The organism is Nonomuraea angiospora (assembly GCF_014873145.1).
Classification (GTDB): domain Bacteria; phylum Actinomycetota; class Actinomycetes; order Streptosporangiales; family Streptosporangiaceae; genus Nonomuraea; species Nonomuraea angiospora.
The window spans coordinates 5520555-5537120 of sequence record NZ_JADBEK010000001.1 but is presented as its reverse complement, the minus strand read 5'-3'; the positions used below and the strand labels follow the sequence as shown (position 1 = coordinate 5537120).

General features: G+C 72.5%; 15 protein-coding genes. 7 read left to right on the top strand and 8 right to left on the bottom strand.

Annotated features, from left to right (window positions below; genetic code table 11):
* The first annotated feature begins 147 nt into the window (after window positions 1–147).
* Complete coding sequence (locus H4W80_RS25035) at window positions 148–648, top strand: hypothetical protein (protein ID WP_192787330.1); 501 nt, start codon at window positions 148–150, stop codon at window positions 646–648.
* Here H4W80_RS25035 and H4W80_RS25030 read toward each other — a convergent pair.
* The 3 genes from H4W80_RS25030 to H4W80_RS25020 all read right to left on the bottom strand — a co-directional run bounded on the left by H4W80_RS25030 (window position 617) and on the right by H4W80_RS25020 (window position 5987).
* Window positions 617–4012, bottom strand: a complete 3396-nt coding sequence (locus tag H4W80_RS25030; RefSeq protein ID WP_192787329.1) for an ATP-binding protein — start codon at window positions 4010–4012, stop codon at window positions 617–619. The two genes, H4W80_RS25035 and H4W80_RS25030, sit on opposite strands and share 32 nt — an antisense overlap.
* A gap of 66 nt (window positions 4013–4078) precedes the next feature.
* The gene (locus tag H4W80_RS25025; protein ID WP_192787328.1) at window positions 4079–5137 is read right to left on the bottom strand and encodes a lysylphosphatidylglycerol synthase transmembrane domain-containing protein; all 1059 of its coding nucleotides are present in this window, start codon (window positions 5135–5137) and stop codon (window positions 4079–4081) included.
* Between the two features lie 49 nt (window positions 5138–5186).
* Window positions 5187–5987 carry a PIG-L deacetylase family protein gene (locus H4W80_RS25020; protein ID WP_192787327.1) on the bottom strand — a complete coding sequence of 267 codons (801 nt, stop codon included), beginning with the start codon at window positions 5985–5987 and terminating at the stop codon, window positions 5187–5189.
* A 41-nt stretch (window positions 5988–6028) separates the two neighbouring features.
* Between H4W80_RS25020 and H4W80_RS25015 the strand changes: the two genes are divergently transcribed.
* Window positions 6029–7141 carry a glycosyltransferase gene (locus tag H4W80_RS25015; RefSeq protein ID WP_192787326.1) on the top strand — a complete coding sequence of 371 codons (1113 nt, stop codon included), beginning with the start codon at window positions 6029–6031 and terminating at the stop codon, window positions 7139–7141.
* Here the strand turns inward: H4W80_RS25015 and H4W80_RS25010 are convergent.
* The 3 genes from H4W80_RS25010 to H4W80_RS25000 form a co-directional block, all read right to left on the bottom strand.
* Entirely contained in the window at window positions 7117–8586 is a 1470-nt protein-coding gene (locus H4W80_RS25010) for a DUF2079 domain-containing protein (protein ID WP_318787043.1), read from the bottom strand. The genes H4W80_RS25015 and H4W80_RS25010 overlap by 25 nt on opposite strands.
* A 93-nt stretch (window positions 8587–8679) precedes the next feature.
* Window positions 8680–9096: a hypothetical protein gene (locus tag H4W80_RS25005; RefSeq protein WP_192787325.1), complete on the bottom strand. Its 417-nt coding sequence runs from the start codon at window positions 9094–9096 to the stop codon at window positions 8680–8682.
* 67 nt (window positions 9097–9163) lie between these two features.
* Complete coding sequence (locus tag H4W80_RS25000; protein ID WP_225963649.1) at window positions 9164–9718, bottom strand: DUF1707 SHOCT-like domain-containing protein; 555 nt, start codon at window positions 9716–9718, stop codon at window positions 9164–9166.
* A gap of 181 nt (window positions 9719–9899) precedes the next feature.
* On the opposite strand from H4W80_RS25000, the gene H4W80_RS24995 reads away from it, so the two are divergent.
* Window positions 9900–10832 carry an anti-sigma factor RsbA family regulatory protein gene (locus H4W80_RS24995; protein WP_192787324.1) on the top strand — a complete coding sequence of 311 codons (933 nt, stop codon included), beginning with the start codon at window positions 9900–9902 and terminating at the stop codon, window positions 10830–10832.
* 55 nt (window positions 10833–10887) lie between these two features.
* On the opposite strand, the gene H4W80_RS24990 is transcribed toward H4W80_RS24995, so the two are convergent.
* On the bottom strand, window positions 10888–11862 hold the full coding sequence (locus tag H4W80_RS24990) for an aldo/keto reductase (protein WP_192787323.1): 975 nt from the start codon (window positions 11860–11862) through the stop codon (window positions 10888–10890).
* A 214-nt stretch (window positions 11863–12076) separates the two neighbouring features.
* On the opposite strand from H4W80_RS24990, the gene H4W80_RS24985 reads away from it, so the two are divergent.
* The gene (locus tag H4W80_RS24985) at window positions 12077–12706 is read left to right on the top strand and encodes a DUF998 domain-containing protein (protein WP_192787322.1); all 630 of its coding nucleotides are present in this window, start codon (window positions 12077–12079) and stop codon (window positions 12704–12706) included.
* On the opposite strand, the gene H4W80_RS24980 is transcribed toward H4W80_RS24985, so the two are convergent.
* On the bottom strand, window positions 12667–13032 hold the full coding sequence (locus H4W80_RS24980; RefSeq protein ID WP_192787321.1) for a hypothetical protein: 366 nt from the start codon (window positions 13030–13032) through the stop codon (window positions 12667–12669). The genes H4W80_RS24985 and H4W80_RS24980 overlap by 40 nt on opposite strands.
* Window positions 13033–13115: 83 nt before the next feature.
* Between H4W80_RS24980 and H4W80_RS24975 the strand changes: the two genes are divergently transcribed.
* The 3 genes from H4W80_RS24975 (at window position 13116) to H4W80_RS24965 (ending at window position 16522) form a co-directional block, all read left to right on the top strand.
* Window positions 13116–13616 (top strand): universal stress protein, encoded by a 501-nt coding sequence (locus H4W80_RS24975; RefSeq protein ID WP_192787320.1) that lies wholly within the window; start codon window positions 13116–13118, stop codon window positions 13614–13616.
* Window positions 13617–13703: 87 nt separating this feature from the next.
* On the top strand, window positions 13704–14957 hold the full coding sequence (locus H4W80_RS24970; RefSeq protein WP_318787042.1) for an APC family permease: 1254 nt from the start codon (window positions 13704–13706) through the stop codon (window positions 14955–14957).
* A 152-nt stretch (window positions 14958–15109) separates the two neighbouring features.
* Complete coding sequence (locus H4W80_RS24965) at window positions 15110–16522, top strand: methionine--tRNA ligase (protein ID WP_192787319.1); 1413 nt, start codon at window positions 15110–15112, stop codon at window positions 16520–16522.
* Window positions 16523–16566 lie beyond the last annotated feature (44 nt).

Genomic DNA, 16566 nt, shown 5'->3' with positions numbered 1-16566 from the left:
CCACCCCTCCCAAGCCTTAGGTCAGGCTTACCTTAGTTCAAGTTGCAAGCTTTTGCCATCTCGGTTTGCAAGCCGCCGCAACCAGCCGACAACCAGGACTCAACCACCCGAGCTCACTCTATGGGTGAGGCAAAAGGGGTGGTGAAGATGGCGTCGAGAAGCGCGGCCGTCCTGACCAGTGGCAGTGCGAACGCGGCCAAGCTCTTCGTGGCCGCCCTCGCGTTCACCAGCGCGTACGTCGGCTTCTCCGCCCACAGCGCCGCCGGCGGCCCCCCGGCGGCTGTGAAAACCATCACCCTGTCGGCCCGCGAGGTGCCCGTCGCCGAAGAGCTGGCCCCGGCCGCCCAGCCCGGCAAGGTCACCCTTGAGGGGCCGGCCGGCGCCTGCTCGGGGCCGCTGGTCGCGCGCAGCGTGCTCGTCAGCCCCGAGCCCGGCCGCAGCGTGCACTACGGCTGGAAGCTCGCCCGCTGGAGCCCCGCCACCAAGTCGTGGCGCACGTATCTGGTCGACTACGACGGTTTCGTGGGCGCGGAGGAGACCGTCGAGTGGGAGCTCGGGCTCTCCGGCGACCCCGGGTGGTACCGCGTCGAGCTGTCGGCCAAGGGCGTCAGGACCGTCACGAGCGACCGTTTCCAGGTGAGCTGCTGACCGACCGCCGCGCCGCCTCCACCCAGCGCGGCACGCCGACCCGCTCGGCCACCTCCAGGGCCTTCTCGTAGTGGGCGCGGGCGGCGTCCGGCTGGCCCAGGCGCACGGCGAGGTCGCCCAGCGTCAGCGCCACCGGCCACAGCGCCACCACACCGGTGCCCGCGCCCGCCACCCGGTCGGCGAACGGCTTGAGCTTGTCGTAGCAGTCGACCATCCGCTCCCGGTCGTCGAGCAGCATCCCGGCCAGCGCCCGCCAGGTCATCGCCAGCTCGTAGAGGAAGTCGGGGCGGACCGGCGGGCGGGTGGCGGCCACGGCCTTGGCCTCCTGGAGGTGCCCGGCCGAGGCCAGGGCCAGCGCGTACGCGTCGAGCGTCCACTTGGCGCCCTGCTGGTGGGCCTGGGCGAGCAGGTCGACCATCTCGGCCGCCCGCCCGTCCACCAGGTGCAGGCAGAACGTCGTGATCAGCGGGAGGCCCTGGCGGCCCTCCAGCATGCCCGCCCGCGCCGTCATCCTGGCCGCGTCGCGGTAGGCCCGCTCGGCGCCCGCGTAGTCGCCGGCGATCATCAGCCGCTGGCCCGCGTACCAGACCACGACCGCGGCCGGCCCCGACAGGTCGTACTGCCTGGCCAGGCGATCGGCGGCGGCCGCGTGCTGGTCGGCGACCGCGAACTCGCCCCTGGCCGCCGCGCACTCCAGCAGCACCAGGTGGGCCAGCGCCTGCGTGGCCATCTGCCCCGAGCGCTGCGCGACCTCCAGCAGCTCCCTGCCGATGCTCTCCCGGCTGTCCACGGCGGGGATGTCGTACGACTGCCGCAGCCGCCCGCTCAGCGCCGCCGCGATCAGCGTCGGGTCGCCGCTCTGCCGGGCCAGCTCCAGCGCCTCCAGCGACGCCTGACGCCCGCGCTCGGGCGAGGAGGAGCCCTCCAGCTCCAGCGCCAGCGTGGTCAGCAGGCTGGCCCGCAGCCGCTGCTCACCCTCGGGCAGCTCCATGAGCGCCTTCTCGGTGACGTCGACGATCTCCCAGGCGGTGCGGGTGAAGTCGCGGGCGATGCCCTTGTGCGGCACGGCCAGCGACGCCGCCACCTTCGCGGTGATCTCCAGGTCGCCCAGCGGCAGCGCGGCGTCCATGGCCTGGCGGCGCAGCAGCCGGGCCGCCGTCATGTCGCCGCACAGCGCCAGCGCCCTGATCTGGCGCAGCATGAGCCGCAGGCGCTCCTTGCTGCGCTCGGGCGTCTGCGCGCCGCTCTGCTCGTCGCGCGAGCGGTCGAACGCCGCGATGGCCTGCTCCCACAGGGTGGCCGCCTCGCGGTGGGCGAAGCGCCGCTCGGCCTGCTCGGCCGCCAGCCCCGCGTAGTGGACCGCCTTCCCGGAAGCGTCGGCCAGGGAGTAGTGGTGGGCCAGCGCCGCCACGTCGGACGGCGTGTGCTGCTCGATGACCGCCGCCACGGCCGCGTGCAGCCTGGTGCGGCGCAGCCGGGAGGCGTCGGAGTAGATCGTGTCGCGCACCAGGTCGTGGTCGAACCTGAGCAGCCCGGGCCCCGGCTCGGTCACCAGCCCGGCCAGCAGCGCCGCCTCCACGGCCTCGATCACCGCGTCCTCGTCACCCGAGACGGCGATCAGCACGTCGAGGTCGACGTCACGCCCGATGACGGCGGCCTGCAGCAGGATCTGCTGGGCGCCCGACGGCAGCCGCGAGATGCGCCGCCGCAGCACGTCACGCACGCCGGAGGGCACCTGCGAGAGCACCTCGGTGGCGCTGGCCCGGTCGGCCGCGCCCTCGGAGTCGAGCAGGCGCACGGTCTCGCGGACGAAGAACGGGTTGCCGCCCGTGCGCTCGACGATCGACTCGACCGCGTCCTCGTCGATCTCGCGTACGCACGTCGCCTTGACCAGCTCGGCCACGGCCTTCGGGTCGAGCCCCGACAGGCCCACGCGGACCGGGCCCAGCCTGGCCAGCGCGGCCAGCACGTCGGACTGGCGGTCGTCGAGCTCGCTCTCCCGGCACGTCACCACGAGCAGCACCCGGCTGGTCGCCAGCAGGCTCGGCAGCGCGCGCAGCAGGGCGAGCGTCTGGTCGTCGGCCCAGTGGAGGTCCTCCAGGGTCAGCAGCACCGGCGCCCGGCGCGCGACCCCGGCCAGGTAGCCGCCGACCGCGCGGTGCAGCCGGAAGCCGCCGGACGCCTCGTCCTCGTCGGGGTCGGGGGCGGCGTCGTCGAGCAGCGGCGCGAGCAGCTGCGCGTATTCGCCCGCGCCGGTCGTGCTGGTGAGCGTGCGCAGGATCTCCACCCACGCCCAGCCCGGCGGGGTGGCGCTGGAGTCGGGGCACGCGCCGGAGGAGGTGATCCAGCCGTCGCCGGCGAGCCTGCTCTCCAGCTGGCGCAGCAGCGTGGTCTTGCCCGCGCCCGCGACCCCGGCCACGATCGCGACCTGGAACCGGCCCGTGCGCGAGGCCGCCGTGGTCAGCCTGGCCAGCTCGGCGTCACGGCCGACGAACGGCTCGGGCTCCAGCGGCGGCGGCTCGACGGCCGCGGCCGGCCTGGGCGGCCAGGTGTCGGTGACCGGCGCGGCGGGCCGCGCCGTGCGCGCGGGGACGGCCAGGTCCAGCTCCGGGGACTGGGCCAGGATGTCGGACTCCAGCTTGCGCAGCGCGGGACCGGGGTCGATGCCCAGCTCGTCGGCCAGGATGTTTCTCGCCCGGCGCAGCGCGGCCAGCGCGTCGCCCTGCCGGCCGCAGCGGTAGAGGCCCAGCGCCAGCAGCCGCCAGCCCTCCTCGCGCAGCGGGTTTTCGGTGGTGAGCGCCTCCAGGTCGGGAACGGTCTCGGCGTGCAGGCCGAGCCGCAGCCCGGTGTCGGCGTGCCGCTCGCGCGTCACGAGGCGCAGCTCCGCCAGCCGGTTGACCTCGGCCTCCGCCCATGACTGGTCGGCGAAGTCGGAATAGGGAGTGCCGCGCCACAGGCCCAGCGCCTTCTGCAGGCGGCCGCGGGCGGACTGCGGATCGCCCTCTTCGAGGTGCTCGCCCGCCGCGCGGACGAGCTGCTCGAACCTGAGCGCGTCGACCTGGTCGGAGGCCACCCGCAACGCGTAGCCGGACGCGACCGTCACCAGCAGCCGGTTGGGCCCCCCGCGCGGGCGGCCGGGCTCCAGCACCCGGCGCAGGCGCGAGATGTAGACCTGCAGGCCCGACTGCGCGCCCTTGGCTCCGTCGTCATCCCACAGATCGTAAAGAAGCGTGTCAACGGGCACGACCTGACCTCTGGCCACGAGAAGCCGGGCGAGGACGGCCCGCTGCCGCAACCCGCCGAGGTCGAGTTCGTCGTCGTGTTCGTACGCCTCGACTGGCCCCAGAACTCGGAACGCCACCATGTCAGCCGCCACGCTATGCGGGCCTAGGAATCACGCACAAGGTCTTTGATGGGTTTGGGATTGTCACTACTGGGCCTTCGAGATCGCGGACGGGGGCTCCGCGCCGGCGTTCCGGCCGTTGCGCCTGCGCAGGAGCGCCCATGCGCCCAGTGCCAGGCCGCCGAACGGGATCTCGATAGTGTAAGTCCAGAAGCCGAAAAGCAGTGCGGTCGCGGTGGCCGGAGCGACTCCGACGCCGAACCCTTCGGTGAGCAGGAGCACCACGCCGCCCTCCATGATCCCGGCCCCGCTGGGCGTGATCAGGACGCTGGTGAGCACCCGGGACAGGGCGAAGACCGCGATCGACTGGGCGAACCCCGGCCAGGCGCCCGTCGCCTGCAGGCACGCCGCCATGATCGCCCACTGGAACCCGAGGAAGAACACCATCCCCAGCGACAGCCCGGCCCATCTCGACCTGACGACGCCGGCGGTGTCGGCACGCAGCTTGTGGAAGGCGTCGGAGGCGTGGATCTTCAGCCGCAGCAGCCGGGTGATCCCGTCGAGCGCCCGGCCGAGCACGACGGCGGCGCGGTCCCAGTAGAGGGCGACGGCCACGATCACGCAGAGCACGAGGATCGAGATCGCGCCCGTCCAGCCGGCCTTGGCCACGGTGGCGTTGGGCGCCTCACCGGCCGCCAGCAGCGCGATGATCCCGACGGCCGGCAGGATGAACCTGAACATCGTGTTCCAGATGCCGCTGACCAGCGTCATGACCACGATCGACCGGCTGGAGAAGCCCCAGCCCCTGGTCATCGCGAACGACACCGCCACGCCGACCGCCCCGCCGAACGGCAGCAGGTTGCTGACCGCGCTCCCGGCCGCGTTGAGGGTGAGGCCCTGCAGGTTGTTGAGGCCGGGCAGGGAGTTGGTCAGCACGAACGTGTACGCCAGCAGGCTCAGCAGCCACAGCGCGGTCATCAGCGCGATCTCGCCGGGGCCGAGCGTGCCGAAGACCTTGCCGATCTCGTGCCAGGAGACGGGCTTGCCGGTGAGCGTGCGCACGATCTGCGGGAGGTAGACCACGAGCAGCACGGCCAGCCCGAGCGACAGCACGGACAGCGTGATCTGGAGCCACTTGTTCTTCATCGGGGTCCAGTCTGACGGGTCGCCGGACGAGGATCCTCCTCCGCCGGAATCATTTCGGCCACCGGTCGAAGGGATGAGTGAGCCGGGCGCCCGGTGGCAGGTCACGGCGGACGTACCACTCGGTGCCGAAGACGAGGCGGTAGATCGGGCGCGGGACCTTCAGCATGACGGCGAGCGTGCGGTCGCTGTCGCCGCCGCTGGCCTGGGAGGCGTGCGCGGCCATGGACGCGCGTTTTTGGCGCGTGTATTTCCTGACGTTGACCCGGTGGGTGATCGTCTCGCTCGACGAGTAGGCGCTCTCGAACGTCCGTACGTCGAACTCCGGCGGGAACTTGTAGAACCGGCCCGCCAGCCGCAGCAGCCTGACCAGCGGGTCGCGGTTGACCGTCGCCTCCAGGACGATCTCCGTCCCGGCGATCTTGGCCGCCCGTTTGCCCACCCGGTGCACCTGCACGTGGTCGGGGTGCCCGTAGCCGCCCGCCGGATCGTAGATCGCCAGCAGGTCGGCCTCCTCCTCCTGCAGGATCGCGGCCAGCGCCTTGGCCGCCGCCTCGGTGTCGGCGTCGATGAAGGCGTTGTCGGGCCGCTCCTCGGCGATGCCGCCCTTGGGGCTCAGGCCCGAGTCGCCGTAGCCGAGGCACTCCACCCGGGCGCAGCCGAGCAGCGCGGCCGACTCGTAGAGCTCCTTGAGCCTGGTCTCGCCGAGCGCCTCACCGGGCTCCATCTCGGCCAGGCCGCGCTCGCCCGCGGTGGCCACCACGAGCACCACGCGGTGTCCCTCGGCGGCGAGCATCGCCATGGTGCCCGCCGTCAGCAGGGCCTCGTCGTCAGGGTGAGCGTGAAAGAACACTGCGGTACGTGGAGGCACACGCCCAGATTAGTCTGGGAGGGGTGCGGATCTTTCACGTGAGCGACTGTTACCTGCCGCGACTCGGAGGGATCGAGGTCCAGGTTGCCGATCTCGTGCGGATGCAGCGGGAGGCGGGACACGACGTCTCCGTGGCCACGGCGACGAAGGGCGAGCCGCTGCCCGGCGTCCACCGGATCGTCGCCAGGATGCCGTTCGACCTGCCCGTTCACCCGTTCGGGGTGGGGCATCTCACGCGCCGGCTCACGGCCCTGCGCCCCGACGTGGTGCACGTGCACACGGGCGCGGTCTCGCCGTTCGCCTGGATGGGCGTGCGGGCCGCCGCGCGGGCCGGGCTGCCGTGCGTGGTGACCGTGCACAGCATGTGGGACCCGGTCACGCGGGCGCTCTACCGGCTGTTGCGGCTGGCGTTCGGCTGGCAGCGGTGGCGGCTGGTGGCTACCACGGTCAGCAACGCCGCCGCGGTCCCGATCCGCGCCGTGGCCGGGCCCGAGGTGCCGGTCCGGGTGGTCTCCAACGGCCTCGACCTGTCGGGCTGGGCGCCGGCTCCCGGCACGCCCGACCGGCGGGAAGAGGTGCACATCGTCGCCGTGGGCCGGCTGGCGCCGCGCAAGCAGCCCGTGCGCCTGCTGAGGTTGCTCCAGGCGGCCAGGCGGCGGGTGCCTGCCAGGATCCCCATGCGCGCCACCATCGTCGGCGACGGGCCGGCTCGCGGCCAGATGGAACGTTTTCTCGCCCGGCACGGCATGGCCGGCTGGGTCTCCCTGCCGGGCCGCTACACGCGGGAGCAGATCGCGAAGGTGCTGGAGTCGGCGGACGTGTTCGTGGCGCCCGCGCCGCGCGAGTCGTTCGGCATCGCGGCGCTGGAGGCGCGGGCCGCGGGGCTGCCGGTGGTGGCCAGGGCGCAGAGCGGGGTCGCCGACTTCGTCGCGGACGGCACGGAGGGGCTGCTCGGCCACACGCTCGGCGACCTGGCCCGCGCGGTGGCCCGGCTCTGCACGGACGCGGCGCTGCGCGGGTCGATCGCGGCGCACAACCGGGCGACCCCGCCGGCGGCGGGCTCGTGGTCCTCGGTCCTCGCCGGGTTCGACCGGGCCTACGCGGAGGCGCTTCAGCCGCGCCGGAGCACCACGTAGCCGTCGCGCTCGAACACCTTCGCGTACCCCTGGCCCTGCAGCGCGTCCACCGTGGCGCGCTGCTCGTCCGCCGAGCCGAAGGGGAACTCCCAGCGGGAGGTGTCGGCCACCACCCACGGCGCGCCGTGCGACTGGGCCGTCCAGAGCAGGACGGTGGTCCTGGAGGTCAGGGCGGGGCCGACGGAGTTGACCGCCTCGACGGTGACCCCCGAGGGCACCTTGCTCACGGCCTCGGCGGCGGCCGCCGCCTTGGGCTCCTGGTAGAAGGGCGGATGGTAGAGCTGGTCCAGCGCGAACCTGGGCACCAGGGTGAGCGCGACCGCGCAGGCCGCCGTCGCCCAGGCGAGCTTGAGCGAGGTGTCGTCGGAGCGCTTGAGCCGGCGCAGCAGCCTGGACAGCCCGTCCACGCCCGCGCAGAAGAGGATGACCACGGTGAACGCGCTGTACTGGAAGTCGGCCTGCCACCACTGGGAGCGGTCGGACAACATGCGCTCCAGCACGTGCGGCAGCGCCACCAGCGACAGCGGCGAGAGCAGGCACAGCAGCAGCGTCGGCCACACCAGCAGGAACAGCGTGTCGACCTTGGCCTCCTCGCTGAACGGCAGCAGCACGGCCGCGATCGGGTCGCGCAGCAGCGCCAGGATCGCGCTCGGCACGTCGGGGCCGAGATGGTTGTAGGCCCAGAAGTCCTTGGAGTCGCCGCCGAAGGCCGTGATCGCCAGCCCGCGTACGAGCAGGACGGCCCCCGCGCCGATCGCCATGCACAGCAGCCCCCACAACCGGTCGCCAAGGACGATCAGGCACAGCCCCGCCCCGATCACCATCAGGCCCATGTCCTCCTTGACCAGCAGGAGGCCGAGCATCGCGATGAGGGCGGGCAGCCGGTGACCGGCGTGGTAGCGCTCGATCATGATCGCGGTGAGCACGGGGACGAACATCACCTCGTGCGCGTCGAACGCGACGGCCTGCGCGACGGGCCACGACAGCGCGTACGCCACGGAGACCAGGTAGGCGGGCGCGACGCCGAGCACGCGCCGGGTGAACAGCCAGATGAACGGGATCGCGGCGGCGAACAGCAGCGCCTGCGCGACGATCAGCGTCTCGGGCCCGTCGTGGATCCAGTAGAAGGGCACGAGCAGCGCGTAGATGGGGGAGAAGTGGTCGGCGAGCTGCACGTAGTCCATGCCCCGCCCGTGGAACATGCCCAGCACGGGGATGTGCGGCGGCCGCAGCGCCGCGTAGTTGCGCACCGCCTGGTCCACGATCACCAGGTCGAACGACGTGGCCCGGAACGTGGCCAGCTTGACCAGGCCGAGCACGGCATAGGCCACCGCGGCGGCGAGCGCGATGGCGCCCACGCGTACGCGGTGGCCGGACAGCCGGATCCTCCAGAGGGAGGCGGCGGCGGACGCCCCCGGTCGCGCCGCCAGAGTGTCACCCGTCACGGGCAGCAAGGGTAGAACGAATCCCCCCGAACGTGGCGCGGCCGCCGCGCCGACCTGCCCCCCACAGGCGGAACGGCGACCGCGGGCTCCGCATCAGGTGCAGGCGGAGGAGATCTTGGTCGAGAAGCCCTGCATCTTGCCCGTGAACGAGGTCACCTGGGACAGGTCGCCCTTCTCCAGGGTCTCGAAACCGGAGGCAAGGTCGTTCAGCGCGGCGGCGACCTCGCCGTCGTACTTGCCCGCGAGCTCCTTGGTCTTGCCCGCCGCGTCCTTCGAGGCCGTGCCGATGGCCTTCGTGTCGGTGGCGTCCTTGGTGATCGCGGTGGTCCACTCATTCATGATCTTGGTGGCCTCATTGGCGGCGGTGTTGCAGTCAACAGCCTGACCCAGCGCACCGCAGCCGGTGCTCGTGAGGACAGCAAGAGTCAGCGTCGCGGCCGCGACGGCCAGGCGACGGCGAGGGGGTGTCATTTCTTGCCCTTCGGTGGTTTCTTCGAACGAAGGGAACATTATGGGGCAGTCCTTGACTGTCGCTTGCACCCCACTAACACCACGGGTATCAAGCCGGCGTAAAGCCTCAGCGGCCGAGCCAGCGTTTGCGGGGATAGCGGACGGTCAGGCTGCCGTACTTCGTCCTGCCGCTGATCACCACGTGGACGGCGCCGGCGCGGGGCCTGCCGGGCACGTCGCCGGTGTGGACGTGGCCCCATTCGCTCTGGAAGGCGTCCACGTTCGCGACGCCGCCGTCCGGAAGGGTGATCTTGGCGGAGCCGTACGCGAGGTCGAGCTCGATGTCCACCACCGGGTGGGTGATGACGGCCTCGGAGAGGTCCAGCTCGACGCTGCCGTACTTGGAGATCGCCCGCAGCCGCCGGGGGACGGCCCAGTCGCCGGCGCGCTTGATCTGGCCGTTCTTGGACTCCAGCTCGACCACGTTGTCGACCTGCGGCTGGTCGGTGGGGAGATCGTCGATCAGGCCCAGGAGTTCGCCGTAGGTCCTCGAGGTGAGGGCGATCTCCAGGCGGTCCTCGAGCTCCAGCTGGGTGAGCCGGCCCTCGGCGAAGGCTTGCTGGAGCTGCTGCGCGGTGCGCTCGCGGTCCTCGTCGGACACCCGCATCTGCGATTGCGACATATCTTGAGCATAAGTGCGCAGTGCTCAGAACGGGAGTTGTCTGCCGGAAGGGGTGCGGAGATCAAGAGGGAGCGGCCCTCGGACGAGGCGGGGGCGGCGAACGACCCGGATTCGCTTCACGACAATTACGTACCCACCGGATTGCTGTGAAGTCCTCATCCTTGGGTAGCGTTGAACCCTGATGTTGGCGGAACCGTTCACGCACCCGGCGCTCCTCTATCGGGGTGACCGGGAATATGTGGCTGCCACCAGCGCGTTCGTCCGCGCGGGGCTGGCCTTGGACGAGCCTGTCGCGATAGCGGTCCCGGCTCGTAACCTGGCCTTGATCGAGGCCGAGCTCGGCGACGACGCCAAGTCCGTGCTCATGCTCGACATGCAGCAGGCCGGGCGCAACCCGGGGCGGATCATCCCCGCCGTGCTGCGCGACTTCGCCGACCGGCATACCGATGGGCACGTGCGGATCATCGGCGAGCCGATCTGGCCGGAGCGCACCGAGACGGAATACGGGGCGGCCGCGCAGCACGAGGCGCTGATCAACCTGTCGTTCGCGGGGCGGCGGGTCACGATCCTGTGCCCGTACGACGCCGACCGGCTCGCTCCCGAGGTCCTGCGGGAGGCGGAGCTCACCCACCCCGTGCTGTGCGACCTCTCGGGGGAGTGGGCCAGCGCCCGATACGCGCCCGAGCTGGTGGTCGCCGCGCACAACCGGCCGCTCGACGAGCCCGCCGACTTCGTCTCGCTGCGCTTCGACCGCACCAACCTGTCGGCGACCCGCGCCCTGGCCGCGCGGCGGGCGGCGGAGATGGGGTTCTCCGGGGACCGGCTCGACGACATCCAGCTGACGGTGGCCGAGCTGGGCGCCAACAGCCTCGACCACGGCGGGGGCTCGGGCCTGATCCGGGTCTGGGCCGAGGGCATGCGACTGGTGTGCGAGGTCAGCGACGCCGGGCACATCACCGACCCGCTGGTGGGCCGCCGCCCGATCGACCCGCGCCACGCGGGGTCGCGCGGGCTGCTGATCGTCAATCTCCTGAGCGACCTCGTACGCGTGCACACCCGCCCGGGGGCGACCGTCATCCGCGTCTACTTCGACGCGCCCGGCCCCGCCGCCTGAGCCCGGCCTGCCGCGGCCGCGCCCGACCCCTCCGCCTGAGCCCGGTCTGCCGCGGCTACCCCTCGATCTCCGACATGTCCGGATAACGGGTGCCGACGACGGCGTCCGCCGGGACGGCGCGGGCCAGGGCGGCGAGCTGGTCGGCGGTCAGCGTGAGGTCGGCCGCCGCCGCGTTCTCCTCCAGATACCTCAGCCGCTTCGTCCCCGGGATCGGCACGACGTCGTCCCCCTGGGCCAGCACCCAGGCCAGCGCGAGCTGCGCGGCGGTGATCCCGGCGGCGTCGGCGATCTTCCGTACCTCCGCGACCAGCTCGGCGTTGCGCGCGGCGTTCTCGCCCGCCAGGCGCGGCATCCACCGGCGGACGTCGTCCTCGGGCAGCTCCTCCACGGGCGGCAGCGCGCCGGACAGGAAGCCGCGGCTGATCGGCGAGTACGCCACCAGCGCCACGCCCAGCTCCCTGGCCGCGGGCAGGATCTCCGCCTCCAGCCCCCGGGTGAACAGCGAGTACTCGCTCTGCAGGGCCGCGATCGGGTGGACGGCCGAGGCCCTGCGCAGCGTGTCCGCGCTCACCTCCGAGAGCCCGAGATGGCGGACCTTGCCCTGCTCGACCAGCTCGGCCATCGCGCCGACCGACTCCTCGACGGGAACGTTCCTGTTGCGGCGGTGCATGTAGTACAGGTCGATGTGGTCCACGCCGAGACGCCGGAGCGAGGCGTCGCAGGCGGCCCTGATGTACTCCGGGCTGTTCTCGACGGAGCGGGTGCCGCCGCCGCGCCTGACGCCGAACTTGGTGGCCAGCACCACCTCGTCCCGCCGGTCCTTGACGGCCCGGCCGACGAGCTCCTCGTTGGCCCCGAGCCCGTACGTGTCGGCCGTGTCCAGAAAATTCATGCCCAGGTCGAGTGCGCGGTGGATGACGGCGATCGACTCCTTCTCGTCACCCGGGCCGTAGAAGTCGGACATGCCCATGCAGCCGAGGCCCAGCGCGGAGACCTGAGGGCCGCCGTTCCCGAGAGTGCGCTTCTTCATGTTTCCAGGTTCACCCCTGGAGCGGGCTCCAGGTCAAACCGGGTCAGGCACCCGGGCCCCACCCTGAGGGGGGAGCCCCTACCCAGGGTCACGTCCGCGCAGGTGGACGGGGGTTCTCAGGGTCGCTTCCGACCAAGGTATTAGGGGATCGTTCAGGTCACTTCAGGGTCGATCTCCGATAGTCCGCGAGGCCGCGTTCCACGAGCTTTGAGTCATGAAGGCATTGCTTGTCAGCGGATTCGCGGCCATCGGCACCGGAAGCGGCGCCATGCTCACCCTCCACGCGGAATCCGACCTCGACCCGTTGCACAGCGTCATCAGCGAGTACGCCTTCCAGGCGTCCGGCTGGCTGCTGCCCGCCTCGCTGACGTTGTTCGCGGTGGGCTCGGCGTTGATCGCCGAGGCGATGCGCCGGGCCGGGATGAGCCGCTGGGTCGTCGCGCTGCTGCTGGCGTGGGGGGCGAGCATGTTCCTGATCGGCGCCTTTCCCACCGACCGGCCGGGCGTGCCGCTGTCGTTGTCGGGCGGCATCCACCGGTACGCTGCCTTCGCCGCGTTCCTGGTGATGCCCGCGGCGGGGATGCTGCTGGCCAAGGCCAGGATCCGGTACGCCAGGGCGGTGCGGATCCTCAGCGCGGTGGCGCTCGGAGCGCTGCTGCTGGTCGTGGTCCCGTACGTGGTGCGGATGTTCGGCATCCCGCTGACCAACGACGACATCCCGGCCGGGCTGACCCAGCGGGCCGTGGTCGTCACCGAGATCGGCGTGCTGGCGCTGGCCGGGCTGTCGATGCTCAAGCCGCTGGCTCAGCGCTCCCAGGGCGGCTCCTCGCCCAGCTTGGCGTAGTAGCGCGCCAGGTGGCCCTTGACGCGTTCGATGTCCTGCTTCGGCAGATCGACCCCGCCCCTGGCGCCCTCCATGACCGCGGCCGCGGCGAACACCGCCCGGGGCACGGCCTTCAGCTCCCCGTTCACGACGTCGGCGATCGGCAGCTTGTACGCGCCGAACTCGTCGGCGTCGTCCGCGTCGTACCAGCTGAAGGCCTCGCGGTATTTCGCGTTCGGCTTGTCCTCGGCGTCCGCCCACTTGCGCACCCGCTTGTCCGCCGCGGCGGCGTCCCACTCGCGGTCGCGCTGGGCGAGGGGCAGGTCGTGGAATCGCGTAACGGTCATATGGGGCGGCTACCCCTGACGCAGGAGTGAAACGGGTCGCCCGGGTAAGAGGTAGGGCCCGATCACGATGTGGGAGTGCTGAGATGACGATTTTGATCGCGTACGACGGTTCCGACGATTCCAAGGCGGCGATCGCCTTCGCGGGCGAGCTCCTGAGGGGTGAGTCCGCCGTCGTGCTGACGGTGTGGGAGCGGGCGGCGATGGCCACGGCCAGGGCCTCCGTCGGGCTCATGATGGTGATCGACCAGTTGGGCACGGAGGACGCGGCCGTCGAGAAGGCGATGCGGGAGCTCGCCGAGCACGGCGCGGACCTGGCCCGCAAGGCCGGCCTGGAGGCGACCCCGCGGTGCGATCCGGACTCGGCGGCGGTGTGGTCGACGATCGTGGACGTGGCCGACGAGATCGACGCCAGGCTCATCGTGACGGGGACGCGGGGGTTCGGCGGGGTCCGTTCGCTGCTGCTCGGCAGCACGTCCGACCGGGTGCTGCACAACGCGGGCCGGCCGGTGCTGGTCGTGCCCGCCCCCGACGCCCCCTCCGATGCCGGGCCCGGCGCCGAGCCCGGCGCCGACGAGGCCACCTGACGGCAGGCGTTCACCTGGCCGTCGGCCGGGCCGCCGGTGGGATGCGGCAGAGTGGGAGCCTCCTGAGGCGGGAGAGGAGGCGGGCACGTGGCGGAGGAGCTGTCGCGCAGGCTCGGCACCACCGACGCGGTCGTGGTGGGGCTGAGCGCGATGATCGGCGCGGGCGTGTTCGCGGCCTTCGCGCCCGCCGCGGCCGCGGCGGGCGCCTGGCTGCCGGTGGCCCTCGTGCTGGCCGGCGTCGTGGCGTACTGCAACGCCACCTCCTCGGCCCGCCTGGCCGCCCTCTATCCCGAGTCCGGCGGCACCTACGTCTACGGCAGGCGGCGGCTGGGGCCGCTCTGGGGCTATCTGGCGGGCTGGGGCTTCACGGTCGGCAAGACGGCCTCGTGCGCGGCGATGGCGCTCACGTTCGGCGCCTACGTCGCCCCCGGGCTGGCCAGGCCGCTGGCCGTCGGCGCGGTCGCCGCGCTGACGGCGGTCAGCCTGTACGGCGTGCAGCGTTCGGCCGGGGTGGCCCGGGTGATCGTCGTGTTCGTGCTGGCCGTGCTCGTCGCGGTGGTGGTCACGGGGCTGATCGGCGACGACACGGTCACGTTCGGCTGGTTCGCCCACGAGCCCCTGCCCCCCGCACCCGTCGATGTCTGGGACGTGCTGCAAGGGGCTGGGCTGCTGTTCTTCGCGTTCGCCGGTTATGCCAGGATCGCCACCCTCGGTGAGGAGGTGCGCGACCCCGCCCGCACCATCCCCCGAGCGGTCGGCATCGCGCTGGGCATCACGTTCGTCGTCTACGCGCTGGTCGCGGGGGCCGCGCTGCGCGCGCTCGGGCCGGAGCTGCTGGCCAGGTCCCCGGCGCCGCTGGCCGACGTCGTCAGGGCGGCCGGGGCCCAATGGCTGGTGCCGGTGGTGGGCGCCGGGGCCGCCGTGGCGGCGCTGGGCGCGCTGATGGCGCTGCTGCTGGGCGTCTCGCGCACGGTGCTGGCCATGGCGCGCGAGCGCGACCTGCCCGGCGCGCTGGCCGCGGTGGATCCGGCGCGGCAGGTGCCGCGCCGGGCCGAGCTGGCCGTCGCGGCCGCGGTGATCGTCCTGCTGCTGGCCGCCGACCTGCGGGGGGCGATCGGGTTCTCGTCGTTCGGGGTGCTGGTCTACTACGCCATCGCCAACGCGTGCGCGCTCACGCTCGGCCGCGAAGAGGGCGCGCCGCCCCGGCCGGTCGCCGGCCTGGGGCTGGGCCTGTGCGTGCTGCTGGCCGCCACGCTCCCGCCGGTGTCGGTGCTGGCGGGCCTGGCGGTCTTCGCGGCCGGCCTGGCCGTCTGGCTGGTCCGCCACCGCGCCGGGCGTTAACGGGTGGCCGGGGCGGGTGCGGGTGGTTAGCATGGGCGGCATGACGATCTCGCCGAAGATGATGGCCCCTTAGGGGGTTTCGTCGGCGACGTCTTGTCGAGGCCCTGCGAGCGGGGCCTCTCGTCGTGTCCGGGGCCCCTTGGAGGCACCTGATGTACCTCACGACGACCATCCCCTACGTCAACGCCCGCCCGCACCTCGGGCACGCCCTGGAGCTCGTGCAGGCCGACGTGCTGGCCAGGCACCACCGGCGGCGCGGCGAGCCGGTGCGGTTCCAGACCGGGACCGACGACAACTCGCTGAAGAACGTGCTGGCCGCCGAGGCGGCGGGCGTGCCGGTGCGGGAGCTGGTGGACCGGAACGCGGCCGCGTTCGAGGGGCTGCGGGGGCCGCTGGACCTGTCGTTCGACTCGTTCATCCGCACGAGCGTCCACCCCGGGCACCGGGCCGGGGTCGAGCGGATCTGGGAGGCGACCAGGCACGACCTCTACCAGCGGCACTACGAGGGGCTGTACTGCGTGGGCTGCGAGCAGTTCTACCCGGAAGGCCCCTGCCCCGACGGGCACGAGGCGCCGCTGCAGCGCGTGTCCGAGCAGAACTGGTTCTTCCGGCTCTCCCGCTACCAGGACGCCCTGAGCGAGCTCATCCGCGGCGGGCGGCTCAGGATCGAGCCGGTCGCGCGGCGGAACGAGGTGCTGGCGTTCGTCGAGGCCGGGCTGGACGACCTCAGCGTCTCGCGCTCCGCCGCCCGCGCCCGCGGCTGGGGGATCCCGGTGCCCGGCGATCCGGACCAGGTCGTGTACGTGTGGTGGGACGCGCTGGCCAACTACGTCACCGCGCTCGAAGGCGACGACTACGCCCGCTGGTGGGTCTCCGAGCGGCGCAGGACGCACCTGATGGGCAAGGGCGTGATCCGGTTCCACGCGGTGTACTGGCCGGCGATGCTCCTGTCCGCGGGCCTGCCGCTGCCCACGGAGATCTTCGTGCACGACTACCTCACGGTGGACGGCCGCAAGATCAGCAAGTCGGCGGGCGGCGCGGCCGATCCGGTGGCGCTCGTGGACGCCTACGGGGTCGACGCCGTGCGGTGGTGGCTGCTGCGCGAGGTGCCGCGCGTGGGCGACGCCGACTTCACCGAGGAACGGCTGGTCGCCAGGGCGGACGAGGACCTGGCCAACGGGCTGGGGAACCTGGTCAACCGGGTCGTCACCATGGTCCACCGCTTCCTGGACGGCCACGTGCCCCCGGCCGGGGAGGAACTGGCCGCGGTGCCGGTGGACGAGGCGCTGGAGGCGTTCGACTTCCGGCGGGCGGCGACGGCCGTCTGGGCGCTCGTCGAGGAGGCCAACAGGTACGTCGAGCGGACCCGGCCGTGGGGGCGGCCCCGGGCCGGGCAGGAGGCCGCGCTGGGGACGCTGGTGCACGCGTGCCGGACGCTGGCCGTACAGCTGGAGCCCTTCCTGCCGACGGCGGCGGCGCGGGTGGCCGCGGCGGTCGCCGGCGAGCGGCTGCCCCCGCCCGAGCCGCTGTTCCGCCGCCTCGCCGTGGCCGGAGTGGCTGGTTGACGGACATCGGGCGGGGACTTACCGTGGCGCACACCGACCAGCCG

Bases quoted from the DNA above. Each gene is read 5' to 3' on its own strand.
- H4W80_RS25035 (WP_192787330.1), top strand. From the start codon at position 148: ATGGCGTCGAGAAGCGCGGCCGTCCTGACCAGTGGCAGTGCGAACGCG.
- H4W80_RS25030 (WP_192787329.1), bottom strand. From the start codon at position 4,012: ATGGTGGCGTTCCGAGTTCTGGGGCCAGTCGAGGCGTACGAACACGAC.
- H4W80_RS25025 (WP_192787328.1), bottom strand. From the start codon at position 5,137: ATGAAGAACAAGTGGCTCCAGATCACGCTGTCCGTGCTGTCGCTCGGG.
- H4W80_RS25005 (WP_192787325.1), bottom strand. From the start codon at position 9,096: ATGTTCCCTTCGTTCGAAGAAACCACCGAAGGGCAAGAAATGACACCC.
- H4W80_RS25000 (WP_225963649.1), bottom strand. From the start codon at position 9,718: ATGTCGCAATCGCAGATGCGGGTGTCCGACGAGGACCGCGAGCGCACC.
- H4W80_RS24995 (WP_192787324.1), top strand. From the start codon at position 9,900: ATGTTGGCGGAACCGTTCACGCACCCGGCGCTCCTCTATCGGGGTGAC.
- H4W80_RS24990 (WP_192787323.1), bottom strand. From the start codon at position 11,862: ATGAAGAAGCGCACTCTCGGGAACGGCGGCCCTCAGGTCTCCGCGCTG.
- H4W80_RS24985 (WP_192787322.1), top strand. From the start codon at position 12,077: ATGAAGGCATTGCTTGTCAGCGGATTCGCGGCCATCGGCACCGGAAGC.
- H4W80_RS24980 (WP_192787321.1), bottom strand. From the start codon at position 13,032: ATGACCGTTACGCGATTCCACGACCTGCCCCTCGCCCAGCGCGACCGC.
- H4W80_RS24975 (WP_192787320.1), top strand. From the start codon at position 13,116: ATGACGATTTTGATCGCGTACGACGGTTCCGACGATTCCAAGGCGGCG.
- H4W80_RS24965 (WP_192787319.1), top strand. From the start codon at position 15,110: ATGTACCTCACGACGACCATCCCCTACGTCAACGCCCGCCCGCACCTC.